Annotated in this window: 14 protein-coding genes and 5 pseudogenes; 6 read left to right on the top strand and 13 right to left on the bottom strand. The window is 48.4% G+C overall.

Annotation, left to right across the window (positions count from 1 at the left end; translation table 11 throughout):
* Positions 1 to 50: 50 nt before the first annotated feature.
* The 4 genes and pseudogenes from JCM10914_RS04210 to JCM10914_RS04195 form a co-directional block, all read right to left on the bottom strand.
* Complete coding sequence (locus JCM10914_RS04210) at positions 51 to 845, bottom strand: ABC transporter ATP-binding protein (RefSeq protein WP_023957785.1); 795 nt, start codon at positions 843 to 845, stop codon at positions 51 to 53.
* Positions 845 to 1,764, bottom strand: a pseudogene (locus JCM10914_RS04205) (ABC transporter permease). Before JCM10914_RS04205 ends, JCM10914_RS04210 begins: the two are co-directional and overlap by 1 nt.
* A gap of 57 nt (positions 1,765 to 1,821) precedes the next feature.
* Positions 1,822 to 2,856: an ABC transporter substrate-binding protein gene (locus JCM10914_RS04200; protein ID WP_023957783.1), complete on the bottom strand. Its 1,035-nt coding sequence runs from the start codon at positions 2,854 to 2,856 to the stop codon at positions 1,822 to 1,824.
* A 317-nt stretch (positions 2,857 to 3,173) separates the two neighbouring features.
* Positions 3,174 to 3,812: an SGNH/GDSL hydrolase family protein gene (locus JCM10914_RS04195; protein ID WP_036716974.1), complete on the bottom strand. Its 639-nt coding sequence runs from the start codon at positions 3,810 to 3,812 to the stop codon at positions 3,174 to 3,176.
* Positions 3,813 to 4,016: 204 nt separating this feature from the next.
* Here JCM10914_RS04195 and JCM10914_RS04190 point away from each other — a divergent pair, with 204 nt between their 5' ends.
* Positions 4,017 to 4,922, top strand: a complete 906-nt coding sequence (locus JCM10914_RS04190; protein ID WP_023957779.1) for a rhodanese-related sulfurtransferase — start codon at positions 4,017 to 4,019, stop codon at positions 4,920 to 4,922.
* A 134-nt stretch (positions 4,923 to 5,056) separates the two neighbouring features.
* Here JCM10914_RS04190 and JCM10914_RS04185 read toward each other — a convergent pair whose 3' ends face one another.
* The 6 genes and pseudogenes from JCM10914_RS04185 to JCM10914_RS04165 form a co-directional block, all read right to left on the bottom strand.
* Positions 5,057 to 5,299 (bottom strand): DUF1450 domain-containing protein, encoded by a 243-nt coding sequence (locus JCM10914_RS04185; protein WP_023957777.1) that lies wholly within the window; start codon positions 5,297 to 5,299, stop codon positions 5,057 to 5,059.
* A 79-nt stretch (positions 5,300 to 5,378) separates the two neighbouring features.
* Positions 5,379 to 5,468 (bottom strand): annotated as a pseudogene (locus JCM10914_RS29675) (3-oxoacyl-[acyl-carrier-protein] reductase); the annotation flags it as partial.
* Between the two features lie 11 nt (positions 5,469 to 5,479).
* Positions 5,480 to 6,546 (bottom strand): annotated as a pseudogene (locus JCM10914_RS04180) (lactonase family protein).
* Between the two features lie 144 nt (positions 6,547 to 6,690).
* Positions 6,691 to 7,948, bottom strand: a pseudogene (gene odhB / locus JCM10914_RS04175) (2-oxoglutarate dehydrogenase complex dihydrolipoyllysine-residue succinyltransferase).
* 5 nt (positions 7,949 to 7,953) lie between these two features.
* Entirely contained in the window at positions 7,954 to 10,824 is a 2,871-nt protein-coding gene (locus tag JCM10914_RS04170; RefSeq protein WP_023957768.1) for a 2-oxoglutarate dehydrogenase E1 component, read from the bottom strand.
* A gap of 227 nt (positions 10,825 to 11,051) precedes the next feature.
* On the bottom strand, positions 11,052 to 11,945 hold the full coding sequence (locus JCM10914_RS04165; RefSeq protein WP_023957766.1) for a DUF72 domain-containing protein: 894 nt from the start codon (positions 11,943 to 11,945) through the stop codon (positions 11,052 to 11,054).
* A gap of 264 nt (positions 11,946 to 12,209) precedes the next feature.
* On the opposite strand from JCM10914_RS04165, the gene JCM10914_RS04160 reads away from it, so the two are divergent.
* The gene (locus JCM10914_RS04160; protein ID WP_023957764.1) at positions 12,210 to 12,848 is read left to right on the top strand and encodes a LysE family transporter; all 639 of its coding nucleotides are present in this window, start codon (positions 12,210 to 12,212) and stop codon (positions 12,846 to 12,848) included.
* 14 nt (positions 12,849 to 12,862) lie between these two features.
* On the opposite strand, the pseudogene JCM10914_RS04155 reads toward JCM10914_RS04160, so the two are convergent.
* A pseudogene (locus JCM10914_RS04155) lies at positions 12,863 to 14,226 on the bottom strand (amino acid permease).
* 175 nt (positions 14,227 to 14,401) lie between these two features.
* Between JCM10914_RS04155 and JCM10914_RS04150 the strand changes: the two are divergent.
* The 4 genes from JCM10914_RS04150 to JCM10914_RS29665 all read left to right on the top strand — a co-directional run bounded on the left by JCM10914_RS04150 (position 14,402) and on the right by JCM10914_RS29665 (position 18,026).
* Positions 14,402 to 15,481, top strand: coding sequence for an endospore germination permease (locus JCM10914_RS04150; RefSeq protein ID WP_231638485.1), 1,080 nt, complete (start codon positions 14,402 to 14,404; stop codon positions 15,479 to 15,481).
* Positions 15,478 to 16,950, top strand: coding sequence for a spore germination protein (locus JCM10914_RS04145; RefSeq protein ID WP_081739731.1), 1,473 nt, complete (start codon positions 15,478 to 15,480; stop codon positions 16,948 to 16,950). Before JCM10914_RS04150 ends, JCM10914_RS04145 begins: the two co-directional genes overlap by 4 nt.
* 7 nt (positions 16,951 to 16,957) lie before the next feature.
* Complete coding sequence (locus JCM10914_RS29670; RefSeq protein WP_231638483.1) at positions 16,958 to 17,101, top strand: hypothetical protein; 144 nt, start codon at positions 16,958 to 16,960, stop codon at positions 17,099 to 17,101.
* Between the two features lie 199 nt (positions 17,102 to 17,300).
* Positions 17,301 to 18,026, top strand: a complete 726-nt coding sequence (locus JCM10914_RS29665; RefSeq protein WP_231638481.1) for a Ger(x)C family spore germination C-terminal domain-containing protein — start codon at positions 17,301 to 17,303, stop codon at positions 18,024 to 18,026.
* A 58-nt stretch (positions 18,027 to 18,084) separates the two neighbouring features.
* Here JCM10914_RS29665 and JCM10914_RS29660 read toward each other — a convergent pair whose 3' ends face one another.
* Positions 18,085 to 18,489 (bottom strand): response regulator, encoded by a 405-nt coding sequence (locus JCM10914_RS29660; RefSeq protein ID WP_023957756.1) that lies wholly within the window; start codon positions 18,487 to 18,489, stop codon positions 18,085 to 18,087.
* The gene (locus JCM10914_RS04135) at positions 18,476 to 20,773 is read right to left on the bottom strand and encodes a CHASE3 domain-containing protein (protein WP_023957755.1); all 2,298 of its coding nucleotides are present in this window, start codon (positions 20,771 to 20,773) and stop codon (positions 18,476 to 18,478) included. Before JCM10914_RS04135 ends, JCM10914_RS29660 begins: the two co-directional genes overlap by 14 nt.
* Positions 20,774 to 21,009 lie beyond the last annotated feature (236 nt).

The following is a 21,009-nucleotide window of genomic DNA, read 5'->3' as shown; positions in this document are numbered from 1 at the left end:
TTGATTTCTCAAGACACCTCTACTTCTACTATTCAACTTGCTCTATTCGCCTAACCCAACACCATGCGATCATCGGACAGCTTATGCCCACTGATCTGCTCGAATTCACCGAGCAGCTCTTCAACGGTCAAGGACTGCTTGCGATCCTCATCTACATCGAGGATAATGCGTCCCTTATCCATCATGATCAGCCGGTTACCGAGGCGAATCGCTTGTTCCATATTATGCGTAACCATCAGAGTGGTCAGATTCATATCACGCACGATCTCTTCGGTAATTCGGGTGATCAGCTCTGCACGAGCTGGGTCTAGCGCTGCCGTATGTTCGTCAAGCAGCAATATTTGCGGTTCGGTGAAGGTAGCCATCAACAAACTGAGCGCTTGGCGCTCCCCGCCGGATAGCATTCCGACCTTTGCACGTAATCGACCTTCAAGGCCAATTCCTAATCGCTCCAGTTGCTCACGGTATATGGCTCGTTTAGCGGTGGTAACGCCAAAACTTAGTCCGCGCGACTTCCCTCGGCGGTGAGCCATCGCCAGGTTCTCCTCAATCGTCATATGCGGAGCAGTACCCGCCATAGGATCCTGAAATACACGGCCGATCCAGCGGCTGCGCCGATACTCAGGTAGATGGCCAATACTGTTGCCATCTATCCGCACCTCTCCCGCGTCCGGCTTCATGACTCCCGAGATAATATTCATCAGCGTCGATTTGCCCGCTCCGTTACTGCCGATCACCGTGACGAAGTCTCCCGCCTTCAAATGCAGGTTCACATCGATCAAAGCGATCTTCTCATCTACGGTTCCCGGGTTAAACAGCTTGGACACATGATTCATCTCCAGCATCAGCGCGCACCCCCTTTGCTATTACCATAGGTCGATAATATCTCAGCGGAGCGCTTCCGGGCCAGCGATCGCTGTCTTACAGCCCTGCGTGCAGTTGGTACTACGAGCGCTACGATAACGATGATCGCCGTGATCAGCTTCAAGTCGGAAGCTTCCAGCCACGGGATTTCATATGCGGCTGCGACCACGATCCGGTAAATAATCGAACCGCACACCACAGCCAGTGTCGTCCGGAAGACTGAACCGGTACCCAACACGCTTCGCCGATGATAACAGAAGCCAGTCCAATCACGATCATCCCGATACCGGAGCTGATATCAGCGAAACTGGACTGCTGAGCGATGAGTGCTCCTGACAAGGCAACGAGACCGTTCGAGATGCTAAGACCAAGAATCGTGGTCGAATCGGTATTCGCACCAAAGCTGCGAATCATCCGCTTGTTGTCTCCGGTAGCGCGGAGCGCCAGCCCCAAGTCCGTACGGAAAAAGACATCCAGCAGCAGTTTGCCCACAATGACAATAATGAGCGCAATATAGATGGGGTCAATCGAACCGAAGACATTGTCCAACCGGCTCAATGAGATATTCGGCTTGCCCAATATTCTCATGTTAATGGAGTAGAGTGCGATCATCATAATAATACCGGATAATAATCCGTTAATTTTCCCTTTGGTATGCAGCAGCCCCGTGCAGGTACCTGCCAACATTCCCCCTGCAAATGCAAGAATGGTAGCGAGCCATGGATTAACGTCATTCGTAATCAGAACGGCAGCAATAGCTCCGCCCGTGGTGAAGCTTCCGTCCACTGTAAGATCCGGGAAGTCCAGAATGCGAAACGTGATATACACGCCAAGAGCCATCAGCGCGTACAAAAGCCCCAATTCGATCGGACTATCCAGTCTCATCAGGAAATCCAACATGTCCTTGACCTCCTTATAAGATTAAGCAAGGCGCGGAGTTGTTTCCGCGCCTTACCGCTATTCAATGATGTTGTTGTCAGGATCTTTGACTTCCTGCTTCATGGCGTCGGTCACTTCAATGCCGTAATCGGCGGCAACCTTCGTATTGATGATCAGATCCAGCTTATCAGGCTTCGTGATTTCCATATCCGCTGGATTCTTGCCGTTCTTCAGAATATCGACGGCCATCTGGCCGACTTGATAACCATGGTCGAAGTATTTGAATCCGACCGTTGCAAACGCACCAGCTTCCACCGTATCCCGGTCGCTTGAGAAAAATGGGATTTTATTCTGTTGTGCGGTTTGAATAACGGCATCAACTCCGCTTACTACGTTGTTGTCCAGCGTAATGAAGAAAGCGTCGACTTTACCGACCAGCGATTCAGCAGCCTGCTTCACTTCAGAAGTGTTCGTTACGGCTGCTCTGACTAACTCAATTCCATGTTCCGCCAGCGCTTCCTCAGCGGATTTCGCCATAACGACAGCGTTCGCTTCGCCTTCATTGATGACAAGCCCGATCTTCTTCACTTCTGGAAAATGCGTACTTACAAAATTCATCAGCTGTTTGGTTGCCTCCGGATTCGTATCCGATGCACCCGTAACATTACCGCCTGGCTTCTCCAGACTGTCGACCAGCTTCGCGTCAAGCGGATCGGTCACGGCTGCGAACAAGACCGGCTTCGTCGTCACATTCTCGGCTATAGCCATCGCTGACGGAGTAGCAATCGCAACAACCAGGTCAGACTTCGTATCCTTCAGCTTCTGCCCGATGGACAGGTTGTTAGATGCATCACCCTGAGCATTGTTGTAATCAATCTTGAGCGTATTATCTTCTTCCGATATTCCCGCTTCCTTCAGTGCAGCCAGAATACCTTCTCTGGTGGCATCAAGCGAAGGATGCTCCACATACTGCGAAATCGCGATACTGTACGATTTTTGCTCCGTGTCCCCGCCGCTTCCAGCAGTTCCGTTGCCTGCCGGTTTATCCCCGCAACCTGCTGCCGTAACTAGCAATGCCGATAACGTAAGCGATAACCACATTTTTTTCTTCATCCTTATTCCCCTCTCATTTTCCATGACCGTTCATCATCGTTTCAATCAACATAAAGCGACAACGCTTCCCCGCTTTTATTGAACAAAGTATTAAAGTCAAAAAATAGGCTGTTCACATTTGAACAACGGTCTATTTTAAATATTTTATATGTACTCTCGCATATTCGTCAATCGTCATTTTCTATTTAAACCTCATATATTCATGCTACGCCGCGATGAATCTAGTCATTATAATAAGAGGAAGCGCTGCCCAAGCGTATAGAATTGGGAAGCGCTTAATTAATTTATATTAGTTGGTCCTGCGAGCGAATGCCAGCTTACAAGATCGTGTTCCCTTTCATCGCGGCTAACCATGCTTCTGCGATTAAGGCATGACCTGCCGGTGATGGATGCACACCGTCCGGCGCCCAATAAGCCATCTCCATCTTGGTGCTTGCTGCAGCAAATATCCCGTCTAGGGGCACGTATAACGTCTCAAACTCTCGTGCAAGCTCACGTACCGCCTGAATTTTGGGATCAAGATCTTCCCGCCATTCTTTCTTCGCTTCCGTTACTGGCAGCAAGAACGGTTCCAGCAGGATGAAGCTGGCTCCCGTCTTCTCGCGAGTCTGGATGAGTATTTCACGGTACCCTTCATAATACGCTTCTACTGAAGTGGCTTCTCCTCGGTTATACTTGCGTCCGGTTTCATTGATTCCGACGAGAATGGACACCCATGTCGGATCTAACTCCATACAATCCTTTTCCCAGCGTGCTCGCAAATCCACCACACGATGCCCGCTTATGCCTCGATTCATGAATTGCAATCGCTTTGTCGGCTGTTCCATTCCAAGCCGGGCGGCAGCCATTAACGCGTATCCCTGCCCCAGACTGCCTGGGTCTCCATAATCGCGACCACAGTCCGTAATGCTGTCCCCTTGGAACAATACGATGGCATTCTGTTCGATATGTACCATGCTGTTCAACGCCTCCACTCTCATGAATGATCTTCTCGCCTGTTCCCCTCCATCATAACCCCATCACCCTGTACTTGGAACCCTGGAATTTCACATTTCATGGAAAACTTACTATACATTTAAGTTGACTATGTTACGCGAATTCACTACAATTCTATAAGTAAACTTATGGGCTGAATACTTAAAAGAACAGGTGATTAAATCATGACAGAACCAGCTAAATACCAGATCCTTCTGTATTATAAATTCGTTCACATTCCGGATCCGGAAGCATTCAAGAATGAACATTTGCAATATTGCAAGGATCTTAATCTGAAAGGACGCATCCTCGTTGCATCAGAAGGCATTAACGGTACCGTCTCCGGAACAATTGAACAGACAGAACAATATATGCAAGATATGCATGCAAATCCATTATTCGCAGATATGGTATTCAAGATCGATCCTTCGGAGGAGCATGCCTTTAAGAAAATGTTCGTTCGTCACCGGGAAGAACTCGTGACCTTCCGCGTAGAAGATGAGCTTGATCCGAATGTCATCAGCGGCGCGCGCCTGTCTCCTCAACAATTCTATGAACAGTTACAACGTGACGACGTCATCGTCATCGACGGACGTAACGACTATGAATATGATATCGGCCATTTTCGTAATGCCATCCGCCCCAAGGTGCAGTCCTTCCGTGAATTCCCGGAGTGGATTCGGGAGAATCTAAGCGAGCATAAAGACAAGACCATTCTCACCTACTGCACAGGCGGTATTCGTTGTGAGAAGCTCACCGGCTTCATGATGAAAGAAGGCTTTAAGGATGTCGCACAACTGGATGGCGGCATTGTAACGTACGGCAAAGATCCGGAGGTGCAGGGCCGCTTGTTCGACGGGAAATGTTACGTATTTGATGAGCGGATCTCCGTGCCAATCAACCAGACGGAAGAAGACATCATTGTCGGCAAATGCCATCACTGCGGCAAGCCGGAAGATCGTTACATCAACTGCGATAACGATGCCTGCCACCTGCAGCATGTATGCTGTGAAGACTGCGAGGAGTTGCATCACGGCTGCTGCTCCGATGCTTGTGAAGAGGTCGTAGCGGCAAGTCATAACGCTTCCTAACGACAGACAACCTGAACTACAATAGCCAGAGGACAATGCTCCTCTGGCTATTATTGTGCCCAGCAACATGAAAGAGGCATAGCGTCATCGACGCCATGCCTCAAACCTTATTCGCCCATAAGGACGAATTACTATTATAAGAAAACAGCCAATTCAGCTTCGATGGCTGCTTTGATCTTCTCGACGCATTCTTCCGTTGTTGCTGCGAAGACACGCTTGCCATTCACCAAGGCGTATGGACGCAGCTTGCATAGACCACATAAATTCATGCAATCCGCTCGCAGGACAGCGATTTCGGGATAGAGATCCTCCAAATGCTCAAGCTCCAAAGCACTCATCAAATTGCTGTCGCATATTTCCACAACGACGATACCCATATTTATCACCACATTCTGATTTGACAATACGTTCATTTATTATGAGGAATCACCTCGAATTTGTCAAATCGCTACATGCTTAGTAAATCAGCGATTCCGCACCGTCGATATAAATCTCGGTACCTGTGATATAAGAAGCATCATCCGAAGCGAGGAAGGCTACCAATTTAGGCTACTATATCACCTTGCGAAGACGGCTGGCTTCACGCAGACAGGCTTCGACTGTGAAACGGCATAACCGGTGTAGTCTAATTTGCCATCCTCCGGATCGACGGTGTACAGTACCAGATTATTTCCATCTCGATTGGCGACAATCAGGAACTGACCATTAGGACTCAAGCGAAGTGCCGAGGATGCCCCCCTTCGGTCGATATATATTGGACCGGTGACAAACGTCCCGTACCCTCATGCACCGAGAATACCACGATGCTGTCATGTCCTCGATTGGAGCCGTACACTGTCCGACCATCTTCCGCAACCGCAATCTCCGCACAATAGCTTTCACCGTCGAAATCCACGGGCAGCGTCGACACCGTCTCAAGTGGCGATAGTCTCCCTGTCTCATATTGAAGGACTGTCACACTCGAGTTCAGTTCGTTGATCACGTACGCATACTTGCCACTTGGATGAAACGCGAGATGACGAGGTCCTACTCCCTCATCCAATACGGTCTCACCCACATAATTCAATGTTTCGTTAACCAGCGTGTAGCTAAGGATCTTGTCCAGACCCAAATCCTGCACAAATATGTATTTCTCGTCCGGGCTATAGAACGCAGAATGCGCTCTTGGCTGTTGATCGTCTCGGATCGCTACCAGCTCCGCATGCTTCTTCTCATCCAGCAGCTCCCCGGCCACTCCGTCCTCGTCGATACGGTGAAGCCCAACAAGACCGCCATGATAACTTGTAACAATAAGATGCTTACCGGCTTCATCTCTTTGAATATGGCAGGTAGAGCTGCTGACACTGCGAACCCGATTCAGCTCAGTCAACTTACCTGATGCCGGATCGATTGCAAACGTAACAATCTCTGCCGCTTTCTCTCCATCGTCCGAAATTTCGCCAATCGCATATAAACGCTCGGTTCCAGGGTTCACGTTAACAAACGTCGGGTTTTTAATCCCAGATACCTCATCGAGCAATTCCATCTTGCCACTCTCGTCGTCGAAGCTATATACACATACACCCGTCTGGGTTGCTTCTGCATAAGCACCTGTAAATATCAATGTGCGTGCCTTCTTTGTCATATCTGATCTCTCCTCCCAGAATTGTCTCCGCATCTATAGTCATGTTAACTTGATCCTATTAGAAAATCAAACCAAGCCATTCCACTAAAAAGGTCGCATGGGCTACCCCATGCGACCTTTGGTCGAACTCTATTATGCGGAAGCTTAGCCTTCCAGCAACAAGGATTCCGGATCTTCCAGAAGCTCCTTCACCGTCACCAGGAAGCGAACCGCTTCGGAACCATCCACGATACGGTGATCGTACGACAATGCGATATACATCATCGGACGGTTCTCCATGCGCTCAGCATCAATCGCAACAGGACGAAGCTGAATTTTGTGCATTCCGAGAATACCGACTTGAGGTGTGTTCAGGATTGGTGTGGACAACAGCGATCCGAATACGCCGCCGTTCGTAATCGTGAACGTTCCGCCTTGCAGCTCAGACAATGCGAGCGCATTGTTACGAGCCTTACCAGCAAGATTACCGATTTCTTTCTCGATTTCAGCAAAGCCCAGACGATCTGCATCACGAACAACTGGTACGACCAGGCCTTCTTTGGCAGATACAGCGATGCCGATATCATAAAATTTCTTCACAACAATATCGTCGCCATCAATTTCGGCATTCAGGTGAGGGTACTTCTTCAATGCACCCACGACAGCTTCGTGAAGAAGGACATAAAGCCCAAGCCACATCATGCTTCTCTTGGAAAGCTTGCTTGCGACGCTTACGAACGTCCAAGATTGCTGTCATATCCACTTCGTTAAACGTTGTGAGCATTGCTGCCGTATGTTGGGCTTCTACCAGACGATTCGCGATCGTCTGACGGCGACGTGACATACGTGTACGCTCAACCGGTTTGCCATATTCAGCAGCAGGCGCTTGAGCAGCAGGAGCTGTCGCTGGCTTGCTTGGTGCTGCAGCCGGCTTGCTACCTTCGTTGTGAGTCTTCACGTCGTCATGATAAATACGACCGATTGGATCACGGCCCTGTACCTGGTCCAGATCAATCCCGCGCTCACGAGCCAGCTTGCGTGCGGATGGCGATGCAGTCAGCCCTGATCCTTCCCCGTTCTCTGCCGGTACTGGTGCAGAAGCTGCTTTCGGTGTCTCTGAAACTTTCGGCGCCTCTGCTGGTGCAGATGCCTCCTCTGCTTTCGATGCCGGTGCATTCGAAACGCCTTCCTGTGCGGAGATTTGGCCGATCACTTCGCCGATCGTCACATTCTCCCCTTCTTGACGAAGGATTTTTTGCACAACGCCTTCTGACTCTGCGCTAATCTCAAGATTAACCTTATCCGTTTCTAACTCGAGCAGAACATCACCAATGTTAACGCTATCCCCTTCTTTAACGTGCCATTTGAATATCGTTCCTTCGGTGATGGATTCGCCCATAGCTGGTACAGTAATTTCGCTCACAGCCGCTACCTCCCCAATGAGATCTCTTGATTTATAGTTTTACGATTAAGGGCAAATGAAATGATGGTCTGTTGCTCATACACATGAACATCCTGATAGCCTGTTGCGGGGCTTGAACGCTCAGGACGTCCGCTGTAACGGACCTCAGTGCCTTTCGGTGCAATTTCACGGATTTTCGGCTCCATAAAGCTCCAGCCGCCCATGTTCTGTGGCTCTTCCTGTACCCACAAAATTTCTTTCAAGTTCGGATACTTCTGCAACACACGGGAAATTTCTTCTTTCGGGAACGGATACAGCTGTTCCACCCGGAGAATATGCACCCAGGATTGATCCTCGTCCTGCTGTTTATCGATCGCTTCCTCCAGATCGATGGCCACCTTACCGGAGCAAAGTACAAGACGCTCTACCTTCTTCGGTGATTTGCCAAGCCCCGGCTGTTCGATGACCTTCTGGAAGCCGCCTTCGCTAAACGCATTTACCGTAGAGGCTGCGCGTGGATTGCGAATCAAACTCTTCGGTGACATCACGATCAGCGGACGCGCATCTTCGGTTTCCGTCTGTGATGCCTGCTTGCGAAGGAGATGAAAATATTGAGCAGCGGAAGATAAATTCACAACGGTCCAGTTATCTTCACCGCTAAGTTGTAAGAAACGTTCCAGACGAGCACTGGAGTGCTCAGGACCGTTGCCTTCATAACCGTGCGGCAGCAGCATGACAAGACTTGATTTCTGTCTCCACTTCGAGCGTCCCGCGGAAATAAACTGATCGATCAGCACTTGCGCACAGTTCGTGAAATCACCATATTGCGCTTCCCAGATCACCAAGGTTTCCGGAGAATATACATTGTAGCCGTATTCGAATCCAACGACAGCAGCCTCCGTAAGCGGGCTGTTGTGGATAGCGAACGACGCCTTCGCTTGCGGCAATCGATGCAGCGGGCAGAACGTATCTCCGTTAACAGAGTCGTGCAACACGAGATTACGGAAGGCAAACGTCGCGCGTTCCGCGTCCTGTCCGGTAATACGAATCGGCTTGCCGTCAGCAAGAATCGTAGCGAATGCCAGTGTCTCGGCATGTCCCCAATCGACCTTCTCGCCTTCGTTCAGCGAGTTACTGCGACGCTCAAGAATACGCTTCAGCTTCGGATACACCGTGAAGCCTTCCGGCCAATGCAGCAGCTCACGGTTGATTCCACGCAGAACTTCGGCAGACACGTTCGTGTTAGCTTCTACGGCGGATTTACCATCGGTTGCATTCAAACCAAGCAGCGTATGATCGACAGGTTCTTTGGACTTCACTTCTTCATAAGCCTTCTTTAATACATCGATGACGGAAGTCTTCAATTGATCAGCTTGCTCTTGTGAAAGAACCGTACCTTCAACCAGTTTCTTCGCGTACAGCGTGCTGACAGAAGGGTGACTCTTTACCTTCTGGTAAATCAGCGGCTGGGTGGTTTCCGGATCATCCGTTTCGTTGTGTCCGTATTTGCGGTAGCCGACCAGATCGATCAGAATGCTCTTCTTGAATTTGTTGCGATATTCGCTCGCAAGACGGGCAACGGCAACACACGCTTCCGGATCATCCGCATTCACGTGAATAATCGGAATTTCGTAGCCTTTGGCCAAATCGCTTGCATAGTGCGTAGATCTGGAGTCTTTACCTTCTGTCGTAAATCCGATCCGGTTATTCACGATGATGTGAATCGATCCGCCTGTACGGAATCCCGGCAATTTGTTAAAGTTCAACGTTTCTGGTACGATGCCTTCCCCCGGGAAAGCGGAATCACCGTGAATTTGAATGCTCAGTGCTTTATTAACATCCTGCTTCGGATATCCGGCTTGACTGCGGTCTTCCTGAGCAGCACGTGCATAGCCCTCAACCACTGGGTTCACGTATTCCAGATGACTCGGATTGTTCGCAAGGTTAATCCGCACTTGACGAACTTCGTCCTTCTTCAAGTAACGGTCAGCACCCAGATGGTACTTCACATCACCGGTCCAACCATAGTTAATGCCCATGGAGCCTTCGGAAGGCACAAGATGTTTGTTCGGAGAATGCATGAACTCCGAGAAAATCTTGCCGTAATCCTTACCCATCACATGGGCAAGTACGTTCAAACGGCCACGGTGAGCCATACCGACCAGAATGGAATCCACTTCACGCTCTGCCGATTGACGTACGATCTCTTCGAGCAGCGGCACGAGAGATTCGTTGCCTTCAACCGAGAATCGCTTGGCGCCTACGAATGTACGGTGTAGGAATTCTTCGAATTGTTCGGCTTGGAGCAGCTGTTTGAGAAGTGCTTCGCGTTCTTGTGCATTTAGCGAAGACGGGCCTTCCTCAGCACGTTGGTTAAGCCATTTACGCTCTTCTTCGTCGTGAATATGACTGAACTCATATGCGATCGTGCCTGTATATAATTGCAACAGCCGCTGGATAGCCTCATAACCGTTCTTGATATCACCAGGAGCCTCCTCCCAGACGATCTCTGCCGGCAGGGCTGCCAAATCAGCTTGACTGAGCTGGTAGCTTTCCGGTTGAAGAAGACGTGTGTCTGCTTCGTTCCCAATTCCAATGGGATCAATGTCGGCCGCAAGATGACCATAGGTTCTAATATTCCATACCAATTTGCCAGCATCCACGCCTTTTTTCAGCAGTCGTGAATCGAAACCTGTGCCATGGTTTTGCGAATCCGCTTTCTTTTCATTGTGCTCTAACGCCGGGGGTGGCCCCCAACTAGCAAACAATTCACGATATCCAGGTTCCACTGATTCCGGGTCTTGCAAAAACTTCTCATACTGATCTTGGATGTACCCCAAGTTCGGACCGTGATATTTCTGCCAAGGTCCCTCTGCCATTCTGTCAAGGGTCTTCATCGCTGACTCCCTCCGTCAGATTATTTTGATTGTTCAAGGACGGAATTTCTCTGAATAATACCTAATTTTCGCATTATCTAACAGATACATTATAATACACTTGGCCTTCATACCGAAAATACCCTTTATATATAATAATCATCTCGGAAACAGATCAATTTGCGTCAATTTGTTGACGATTGTCCAAACCTTCATCAATTCTCTGTCATTGGTTCCATTTCCAGTAATTAATCTACAAAAATATCCTCGTCCAGCCAATCCATCTGCCTCAAAGGTGCTGGTCCGGAATCGAGTCCGAACATCTCCAGAAGCTGCTTGGCATTATCCGCTGCATCACCGCCGGAATTGTTATTGAATATTACCCAGCATTGATCGGATTGCTTCAGCAATTGATTGATCCATGACTTCCACTCTTCTAGTTCTTCTCGGCTATATCGGTATAGGTAACGTATCTCGCGCCAATTCGGCTGTCCACTGGAGTGCCATCCTTCAGCGTTGCGACCGTGCAGGCGTACCATAACGGCTTGACGCATCGAGCTTTCTAACACAACCGGTACGGAACCTAATCCTGCCTGTGGCTCATCAGCAATACTGTGAATCCAGCCCTCCGTGCACATCAGATCCATCGTCTTCTGTCTGTACTCCGGTGCGTACCAGCTCTGATGGCGGAATTCGAGTGCCACCGGATAATCTCGCATCCACTCGCGCGTGCGCTTCAATACTTCTACATGCTTTCGCTCACATTGAAACCATGGCGGGTATTGGAACAGAACCGTCCTTAATTTCCCGGCTGAATGCAATGTTTCCACAGATCGAATAAACGTCTCGAACATCAATTTGGCATTCGGATAATGGTTCCTGTCGTTGCCGCGGGTATGACCCGTCATTCCCTGATAGGCTTTGACGATATAACCGAAATCATTCGGTACGGCATTCGACCACTTCTCCATCTGCTCCGGCGAGGGAATGGCATAAAAAGAGTTATCCATCTCCACAATCGGAAAATGCCGACTATACATCGGCAGTCGATCCGATGATCTCGCGCCATCGTCGTATAATTGAGGGTGATCTCCCCAACCCGATAAGCCAACCTGAAGTCGCTTCTCTTGCCCGTCGTTCATCGCATTCTAATCCTCTCACTAACATGATTGACATCATCAGTTGCGCTTATGAATGAATCCGGTACACGCCTTCTATCCTACCAAATTTCCGGCGTCAATGAAAATCATGTATCGCCCTGACAATCGAAAGCAGTCGCTCCAAAGAGATTGATTTTCCATATTATAGGTATTACTTTCTCCTCTGTATGAATACAATGTACGAGCATAGGCGTACAAGCACCATATAGCCTTAGTTCCTTTTATTTCCTGAAAGGTGGAGCGATTATGACTGTTTTTCTAAGTTATTTACTTCTCGGACTTTCACTTTCTGCACCGATTGGACCCATCAATGCTGCCCAGCTTGACAAAGGAATCAAGCATGGATTCTGGCATTCCTGGATGTTTGGCATTGGTGCTGCATTCGCAGACGTCTTCTATATGGTACTCGTGTACCTTGGGGTTGTGCACTTTTTGAATACGCCGTTCATGCAGACGTTTCTGTGGCTGTTCGGTGCGTTCGTACTGATCTATTCCGGCTTTGAAAGCATCATGAATGCCGGTAAAGTAACGATCAGCCAGGCTCGCAATGAGGATTCCATCCCCAAAACCATGTTTGCCGGATTCGTATTGTCGGTCTCCAACCCCATGACGATCCTGTTCTGGCTTGGCATATATGGCTCCATTCTAGTGAAGACTGCAGCGGATGATGATGGAACAGGCCATATTCTGCTCTATAGCTTTGCCGTTATTGCCGGCGTTCTGATCTGGGATTTCATCATGGCTACGCTTGGAAGCATCTTCCGTAAATATTTGAATCAAAAAGCATTGTCCACAATTTCCATACTCTCCGGTTTATCGCTAATGATATTCGGAATCTATTTTGCATTAAGAGCCCTTGCATTGCTGTACCCACTTGTCTTCTAACGACTAGATCCCTTTTATTCATTGTGTTGCGGAAGCCTGGAGCTCCGTTTACGATCGTTCTTCTTCCATAACGCATTCATCATGAGCACAATCAATCCAATCGCGAGGAGAAAACCCAAGCTAATGAACATTCCGGGTCGGCTGCTTCGCTGAACAGCTGTTCCACTGACCGCCAGAATAATCAATAACATAGCCGTAAAACGTTTGAATTGTCCCCACGTCGTAAATTTGATCATCCTCCCTGCACTAAGTAGTATGAACAGCCAGTTGTACAACAGCATGAGTCCGGCGGCCGTCGTAAGATACTCGTAAATTTTTCCAGGGATTAACAAAGATAGTACGATTGATATACAGAGACCGCCTGCCGTGAGTGATAAAGCATATATGGGAACCTTACGTTCCCGCTTGGTTATCGCAAATATCCGCGGTGCATCGTGATCCTCCGACAAAGTTACCAACATGGTGGTTACTGCATACAAGGAAGCCACCATCGTGGAGAAGCCCGCAACAATTAATACGGCATTGAAGACATGAGGCACGAACGGAAGATGATACGAATCTAACACGGCAACGAATGGGCTTCTGTCTGCCGAGAATTGATGCCAGGACATCATCATGACCACCATGCCAATGGAGAGAATATAGATAACGGACAACAGCAAGATCATCACCTTGCCAGCCCTTGGTGCTTCATTCGGTTTTCGAAGACGCAGCGCCATCAGCCCCATCACTTCAATCCCTCCAAATGTATAGAACGCAAAGATCAACGATGCCCATACCCCCTTGGCACCTGTCGGATAGAAATCATGCCAATTCGCGGGCAAGGCCGGTCTGCTCCCTCCCCGAAGCCAACCCAGCCATGCCGCCGCGGCAATGATCAGAAACATGATGATCGCTGCAACCTTTATGCACGCCAATAAAGTCTCCAGCCGATCGAATGCTTTGTTTCCAATCCAGATCACTCCTAGCCCAAGTACAGCATAGCCGAGCGCGCACAACCACATCGGCACTCCCGGAAACCAGAAGCGGGTGAATATCGCCAAAGCGGTCATTTGGCTTCCCATAATGAGCACTTCGGAACACCAGTACATCCAGCCTGTGGAGAACCCGGCCCATCGGCCGTACGCTTGTTTGGCATACGTCCTGAAGGATCCTTCTTCCGGATCGGCAGCGTCATGCGTGCAAGTACGTCGAATACGAAATAGGTTGCTGCTGCTGCAATTCCAATGGACAACACAAATGCTGGGCCACCCAGACGAATTCCGAGTGCCGATCCGAGAAAATATCCAGTACCTATCGTAGAGGCTACACCTAGCAGCGACAGCTGCCACCATTTCAGATTCCCGCGATTTTTTTCTGCCTTCGCGCCACGCTCCATATCCCTCACCCGCCTTATCCAACTCCAATTTGAAGTTAGTATGAAGGAAACCATGCCGGGATTATTCAGATTACTGGTTGATCTCGCATAATTTGGCTGGGCCTCGTGAACCATAAAGCAGAAATTCAGACGCTGGAAACGGGGGATATGTGTGGCGGGTGCACGAGGAATGCCGATGAATCAGGTGTTTATGATCATGATGTTGACGGCAGGTCTGACCAATCATGTCATAATCATACCTGTCTTGTTAGAAAAATCTGGCCGTGACGCCTGGATTACGATTATCGTTTCGGCTTTTCTCTTCGTGCCATGGGTGCTGCTTGTATTCGGAATCATCCGGAAAATCGGCGACCGTTCCATTCGTCAAGCTATAGAAGACAGCAGCGGAAAAACAGCAAGAATCATCATTTCGGCTATGTCGAGCGTTTATTTCTTTCTGTTTGCCTTCTACACGTTGAAGGAAGTCGTGGATTGGACTAAATCCACGTATATGATTCAAACTCCGGTCATTGCGACGTCACTCATACTGATCGTGTTATGTCTCATCACCGCCCGAAAAGGAATGGGCGTTCTCGGAACGACAGCGGGCATTCTGCTGCCGGTTGTTGTGCTATTAGGCATTTTTGTGTCCATCGCTAATATTAAAGTGAAGAACTACAATTACCTGTTTCCCGTTCTCGAATATGGATTTATGCCCGTACTCGAAGGTATCCCCGTCATGTTCGGCGGGTTAGCCCAATTCGTACTGATCTTGTTTCTTCGCCCCCATCTTCAGAAAAAACCTGGATTCATCACGCTGCTGCTGATTCACGTTGTTTTGATTTGTCTGACATTTGGCCCTACGGTTGCCGGCATCGCCGAATTCGGGCCAGAGGAGATGACGCTACAACGTTATCCCGCTTACGAGCAGTGGCGGCTCGTAAAGCTGGGGAAATTCGTGGAGCACGTCGATTTCCTGTCCATCTTCCAGTGGCTTAGCGGTGCATATATTTCGATATCATTATGCATCTATTTACTTAGTGAAACCTTATTCAGCAAACCGAAGCAGAACGCCGGAATATTTGCGATCTCTGTGCTGCTCATCGTCTTATGCATCTCGCCCATCAGTAACTTAAAGATGTACTATTTCATGTCTGATTACTTTCTCCCGGCATCAGCCGGATATATCACCGTGCTAATTATTCTCATGTTCTTCCTGATTCGTAAACCTGCTTCACTAGAACAAACACCTGGGAAAGGAACACAGCAGCCATGATGCTAACAGAACAACAGCTGAAAGACCGATTCATTCATTGCGATGACGTTTATATTTCCCGTTTCCCCGAGACAGAGACGACAGGTGAGCCGTGGGGAATCATGATCTACAATACGATGATGTGCGACCCCGATTTGATATCCAAAACTTTCTTACCCGTCTTGCATGAAGCTTGGGATACGACGGTTAAAAAAGGGACATTCGAACCCGTCGGTCTCGAATCCCATCTGGCCATTGATAAGCATGAAGCTGATGAGGAGATAATTGTAGAGACGGTATTCTCCGGTTACGTTGCTCTATATATCCCGGAAGATCAGAGTCTGTTCAGCTTCAACGCCGCGAAAGATATTGGGCGTTCTCCAGAAGAGAGTGGATCCGAAACGTCCATTAAAGGTCCGAGAGACGGATTCATTGAAGAGCTTGATATCAACGTATCCTTAATTCGCAAACGAATGAAATCCACTGATTTGGTATACCGTTCCTTTAAGCTTGGTGATCGCAGCAAAACGGAACTCGGCATCATGTACATCCCGGATAAAGTAATCCCTGAAACCGTAAAGCAAATTATTGATCAAATTGAGAGCTACACCGGCGATTCCCCTGTTGGAGTCGGAGAATTAACAGAACATTTGTCGCCGTACCGTTTCTCCGTACTGCCCATATTCGATTATACCGGTCGACCAGATTTAGCTTACGATTCGTTAGTACGCGGCCGATTGATTATTATTATGCAGGGAAGTCCTGTCGTCCTCATTACGCCAGCCAGTTTTATGCAGCTTGTATTCGCCGCGGAAGATCCCCAAATGCCGTTCTACTTCGTCATGCCTTATCGGCTGCTGCGATTACTCGGCTTCTTCCTCTCGATTTTGCTGCCGGGCTTCTATATCACCTTGATGTCGTTCCATCAGGATCAGATTCCATTTCCGCTATTGGCCACTATTGCCAATACCAGGCTCGGACTGCCGATACCTACCGGTTTCGAGATGCTCATTATTCTCTTCCTGCTGACGCTGCTGCGGGAAGTCGGCATGCAGATGCCGACTCCCATCGCGTCAACCATAACCGTCGTTTCCGGTATTATTATCGGCGATGCCGCAATTCGAGGGGGGCTCTTCTCGCCCACGATGACATTTATAGCTGCATTGTCTTTTGTGTCCGGTGCCGTGCACTCCAACCAGGACTTCGTGATCTCTCAGACGCTTATGCGCTTCTTTGTGCTAGCATTTTCTTCGTTTCTCGGCTTGTTTGGATTCTTCATCGCCATTTTCTTTATCGTTCAATATACAGCGGGTCATCAACCCTTCGGTCAACCGTTTCTTGCTCCCTTCTCCCCGTTCTCCTTACCTAAAATCGTAGGTAATCTGTTGAGGTTCCCGGGAAACGCAAAAAGGGCGGGGCGTTATGAAACGCATATGGACAATGCTCGTTATATTCTCGGTGCTCATAACCCAGACAGGGTGCTGGGATAACAAAGAGGTGCAAGACATTAATTACATCGCAGCCCTTGGTATCGATTACCAAGACGGAGAGTTTATTACTTATGTACAGATGTTGGATTTCGCAACCATCGCCAAACAAGAAACCGGGAAACAAACCGAATCCGCCCCGATATGTGGGTAGAGGCAAAAGCAGCACCCTGTCGGGATCTCTCATCGAACTATATGCAACAAGTCAGCAAAGGGTTTCTTGGGGCCATGTCACGGCACTTGTGTTAAGTGAATCCATGCTCCAACACGATCGATTATCACAAGTCTTCGACATGACGAATCGCTCTCAAGAAATTAGGTACACGAAGTGGATTTATGGTACGAAGATCAGCATGAAAGACCTATTTACGGTCTCCCCATTCTTCCAGTTGTCACCACTGCACTCCTTGCTCCATGAGCCGGAGGAGAATTATGAACAATTCTCGTTTATTCCACCGATCCAATTCGTGAATTTCATAAGACAGTACCGCGATAAAGCGGCAACGGTGACCCTTCCCACTCTTCATATAACGAACCAGACCTGGACAGAGAATCTTAAACAACATCCGCTGCTAGAAGTGAACGGGGGGTTCTTGCTGAAGAATCAGGAAGTAAATGGATGGCTTAGCCGTAATGACTTGCTTGGCGCGCGATGGCTTGCTACCTCAAAATCACACGCCGCACTCATTGTGAAGGAAAACGACGAGGCAATAGGCAGTATCAGCCTTCAAAGACCTCAGCATGCTATTGAAATTCTCCGCGATAAGGGAGAGATTGGCTATCGGATCAAGCTTAATGTGACGGGCACCGTACAAAATATGTATAAAAAAGTCTCCGTAGCTGAAATGAGGGAGATGACAGAAAAAACATTGCGTGACGAACTTATGAACACGTTTCATAAAGGAGTGAAGCTGAACGCCGATCCCTTCCAGCTTAGCGTCCAGCTTCATCGCAAAGACCCGAGCAAATGGAAGGAACTCGCCGAGCAGAAGCTGGATATAACCGATGAATCCTTGCGTGAAGTCGATGTGAATGTTGATCTTCGATTCTGGGGGCAACGTAAGAACTTGAACCGCTGATGCCCATATGCAAACGGACCTGAGTAATCTTACTTACTCAGGTCCGGTTCTTCACGAGTCATAGTAGTGTGAGGAGTTTAGAGATTACCTCTGAGATTTGCACAGGCTTCTGTACATACCCTGTTGCTTCATCATCCATGTGCTGAACTTGCCCTTGCCTAATCCACGCAGGTGATGCCATAACCATAACCGGAAGTCTGTTCCAATCCGGATGCTCCCTTATCCGCTTAATTGTCTCGCACCCATCCATCTCGGGCATGTTCATATCCAGTAAGACAGCATCAATCGAATGAAGTTTCTCCAGCAATTCGAGACACTCATAACCGTTCCGTGCAGTATGAACTGTCAGATTCAGCTTCTCCAGCCCATTCATCAGTCCGTAGACGTTACGTATATCATCGTCTACAACCAGAATGGTCATATCCTCGAGCAGTCGAAGTTCCTCCTGTTCAAACCCGCCCATGGAAAATCAGCCTCCGTCTCATCCAGCTTCTCCCTCGTAATAGCAACCTCGGAGAGCATAAACAGACTGTCTGTAGCTCCCAAATCTGTGACCAGCGGCATATAGAAGATAAATGTACTACCTTACCTTCTTCACTCTCAACCATAATATAGCCACCGAGCAATTTCGCCAGATGAAGCGATATCGATAAACCAAGACCGGTTCCACCAAACTTCCGCGCTGCGGCCTCTTCACCTTGATGAAACGCCTCAAAGATAGGAGATAAATGTTCCGCCGCAATGCCGATGCCGGTATCCTCGACAGAGAAAGCGATGACGTCGCCACCAATGACGAAATCATGAGTCGCCACCGAATCCAGCTTCATCACCCGAAGAGTGACGCTCCCGCTCTCCGTAAATTTAATCGCGTTCGAGAGTAAATTTCTTAGAATTTGATGCAGCCGTAACCCATCGCTGTACATCATATCCGGTAGGTTGGAACCCATCTCAATTACAAAATCCAGATTCTTGGATTCTGCGCTCTTCGCGAAATAATCCTGCATAAGTTCAGGCAGCTCGGTCAGATTAACGAGATCCATTTCAATTTGCATTTTACCTGCTTCTACCTTGGACAAATCCAGAATATCATTGATTAAATTCAACAATTCTCCACCTGAGTTATGGATAACCGACGCGTAATGCTGCTCTTCTTCGGTCAAACTACCCTGCTTGTTCTCAGCGAGTATCTGAGACAATATGAGCATGCTGTTCAGAGGTGTGCGTAACTCATGAGACATGTTAGCCAGGAATTGAGATTTGTACTTCGAACTCTTCTCTAATTCTTGTGCATACTTCTCCAGTTCCTGTGCGGCGATTAAAGCTGCTTGATTCTGCGTCTCCAGCCGCTCATTCAGCATCTGCATTTCAATAGAATGCGTCTGCAATTCTTCTGTTTGAGCCTGAAGCTCTTCTGTCTGACTCTGCAGCTCTTCATTTAACGTCTGGGATTCATGATACAGCTGCTGGATTTCGATCTTGTTACGGATTGAATTCAAAGCAATGCCAAGCTGTTGATTCATCTGCTCCAATAATTGGATTTCCAACGCATCAAACGGAGAGAACTTCGCGAGTTCCACTACGCCGACAACTTGGGACTCGAACATCACAGGTGCAAGCAGTAACGTTGAAGGCTCCGCATCCCCAAGACCCGACTCAATCCGGACGTAATGCGGCGGCAGATCATCCAGCAAGATCATCCGCTTCTCCAGCATGCATTGACCAACCAGACCTTCCCCAGGCAAGAATCGATCCCTAACCTTATTCCATGGCTCTCCGTCTGGATCTGCAAAAGCTGCCGACTTAACCAACTCGGTTCCGTTGCGATTGATATAAAAGGCTCCATAGGGCAGCTTCATGATGGAGGCTACTTTATGAATATAGAATTGTGACGCCGTCTCCACTTTGTCGGCTGATTGGAGTAATGTCGCCATGACTGTAACATGGTCCTTAGCCCAGTTCTGCCGACTGACTTGGGCGAGCAATTCATTCGTCTGATCAGCTAAGTGACGGACCTCATCATTAGAATGTACCTGGACTCGCTGCCCCAAGTTCCCCCCGTTGGTGATATCCGTAATCATGGCTGTTACCTGAGTAATAGGTCTGACGATACTCTTAGAAATGATCCAAGCCGCACAGATTGTAATAATGGCTGCCCCTGCCCACAAGCCGTACATCGTGTACAAGAGTTGGGTGTTACTGCTCTTCATCTCCTCAATTCGGTTCGAGGTCAGCTCACGTTCGGTCATGCGAAAGGTGAGGAATAGTTGATGAATGGAATTCATCGCCTGCTGTCCAGGATCATTAAGGAAGAAGTGAAGCGCCTCATCATCTTGACCCAGTTGTTTTAATTGCACGGCCGGTTGCCCGGCGTTGGCAATCCAGTACTGGATATTTTCCTTGATATTGTCGAGTAGATTCGTCTGTTCTGTGCTATTCCCAATCAGTTGATAGAGCTTGTTGTAGTGAATTTGCCAGGACGACAGCGCTTGATTGAACGGTTCAAGGTATGTATCATCGCCCGTAATGACGTAGCCCCGCTGTCCTGTCTCCATCTCAAGCAAGTCCTTCTCAATCTCATGCGTTAGATTATGTACCTCAATATCGTGCTTTTCTATAAAATCAGCCTCGCGCTGCAGCGAGGATATCCGTTCACTTACAATCCAGAGAAAGGCCCCAAGACATAATAGTATTAACAGGTAGCCGATCACGATCTTGCTGCGAATGTTAAACTTCAGGTTGTTAGACACATGGCTAACCTCCCTCTTTCTCTATCATTTTCAAGAACAGTCATAGTCTCATAGTAATTGTTATGAAATGGGTTTACAAGGTTTATCCAGTACAGATCACAGCAACGTTACTTTAGTCTTAGGGAGTAAGTTTCAAGGATTAGATGCATATATTGGAAACAGGCATGTCTCATGCATTGATTAGAATCACGCAAACCTAAAGAGGGGGTCGGCTCCATGATGTTTACCCATGCAAT

The sequence above is a fragment of the Paenibacillus sp. JCM 10914 genome, from assembly GCF_001315105.1.
In the GTDB taxonomy this organism is placed as follows: Bacteria; Bacillota; Bacilli; order Paenibacillales; family Paenibacillaceae; genus Paenibacillus_AQ.
The sequence above is the reverse complement of the archived record's forward strand: the minus strand, read 5'-3'. Positions and strand labels throughout refer to the sequence as shown.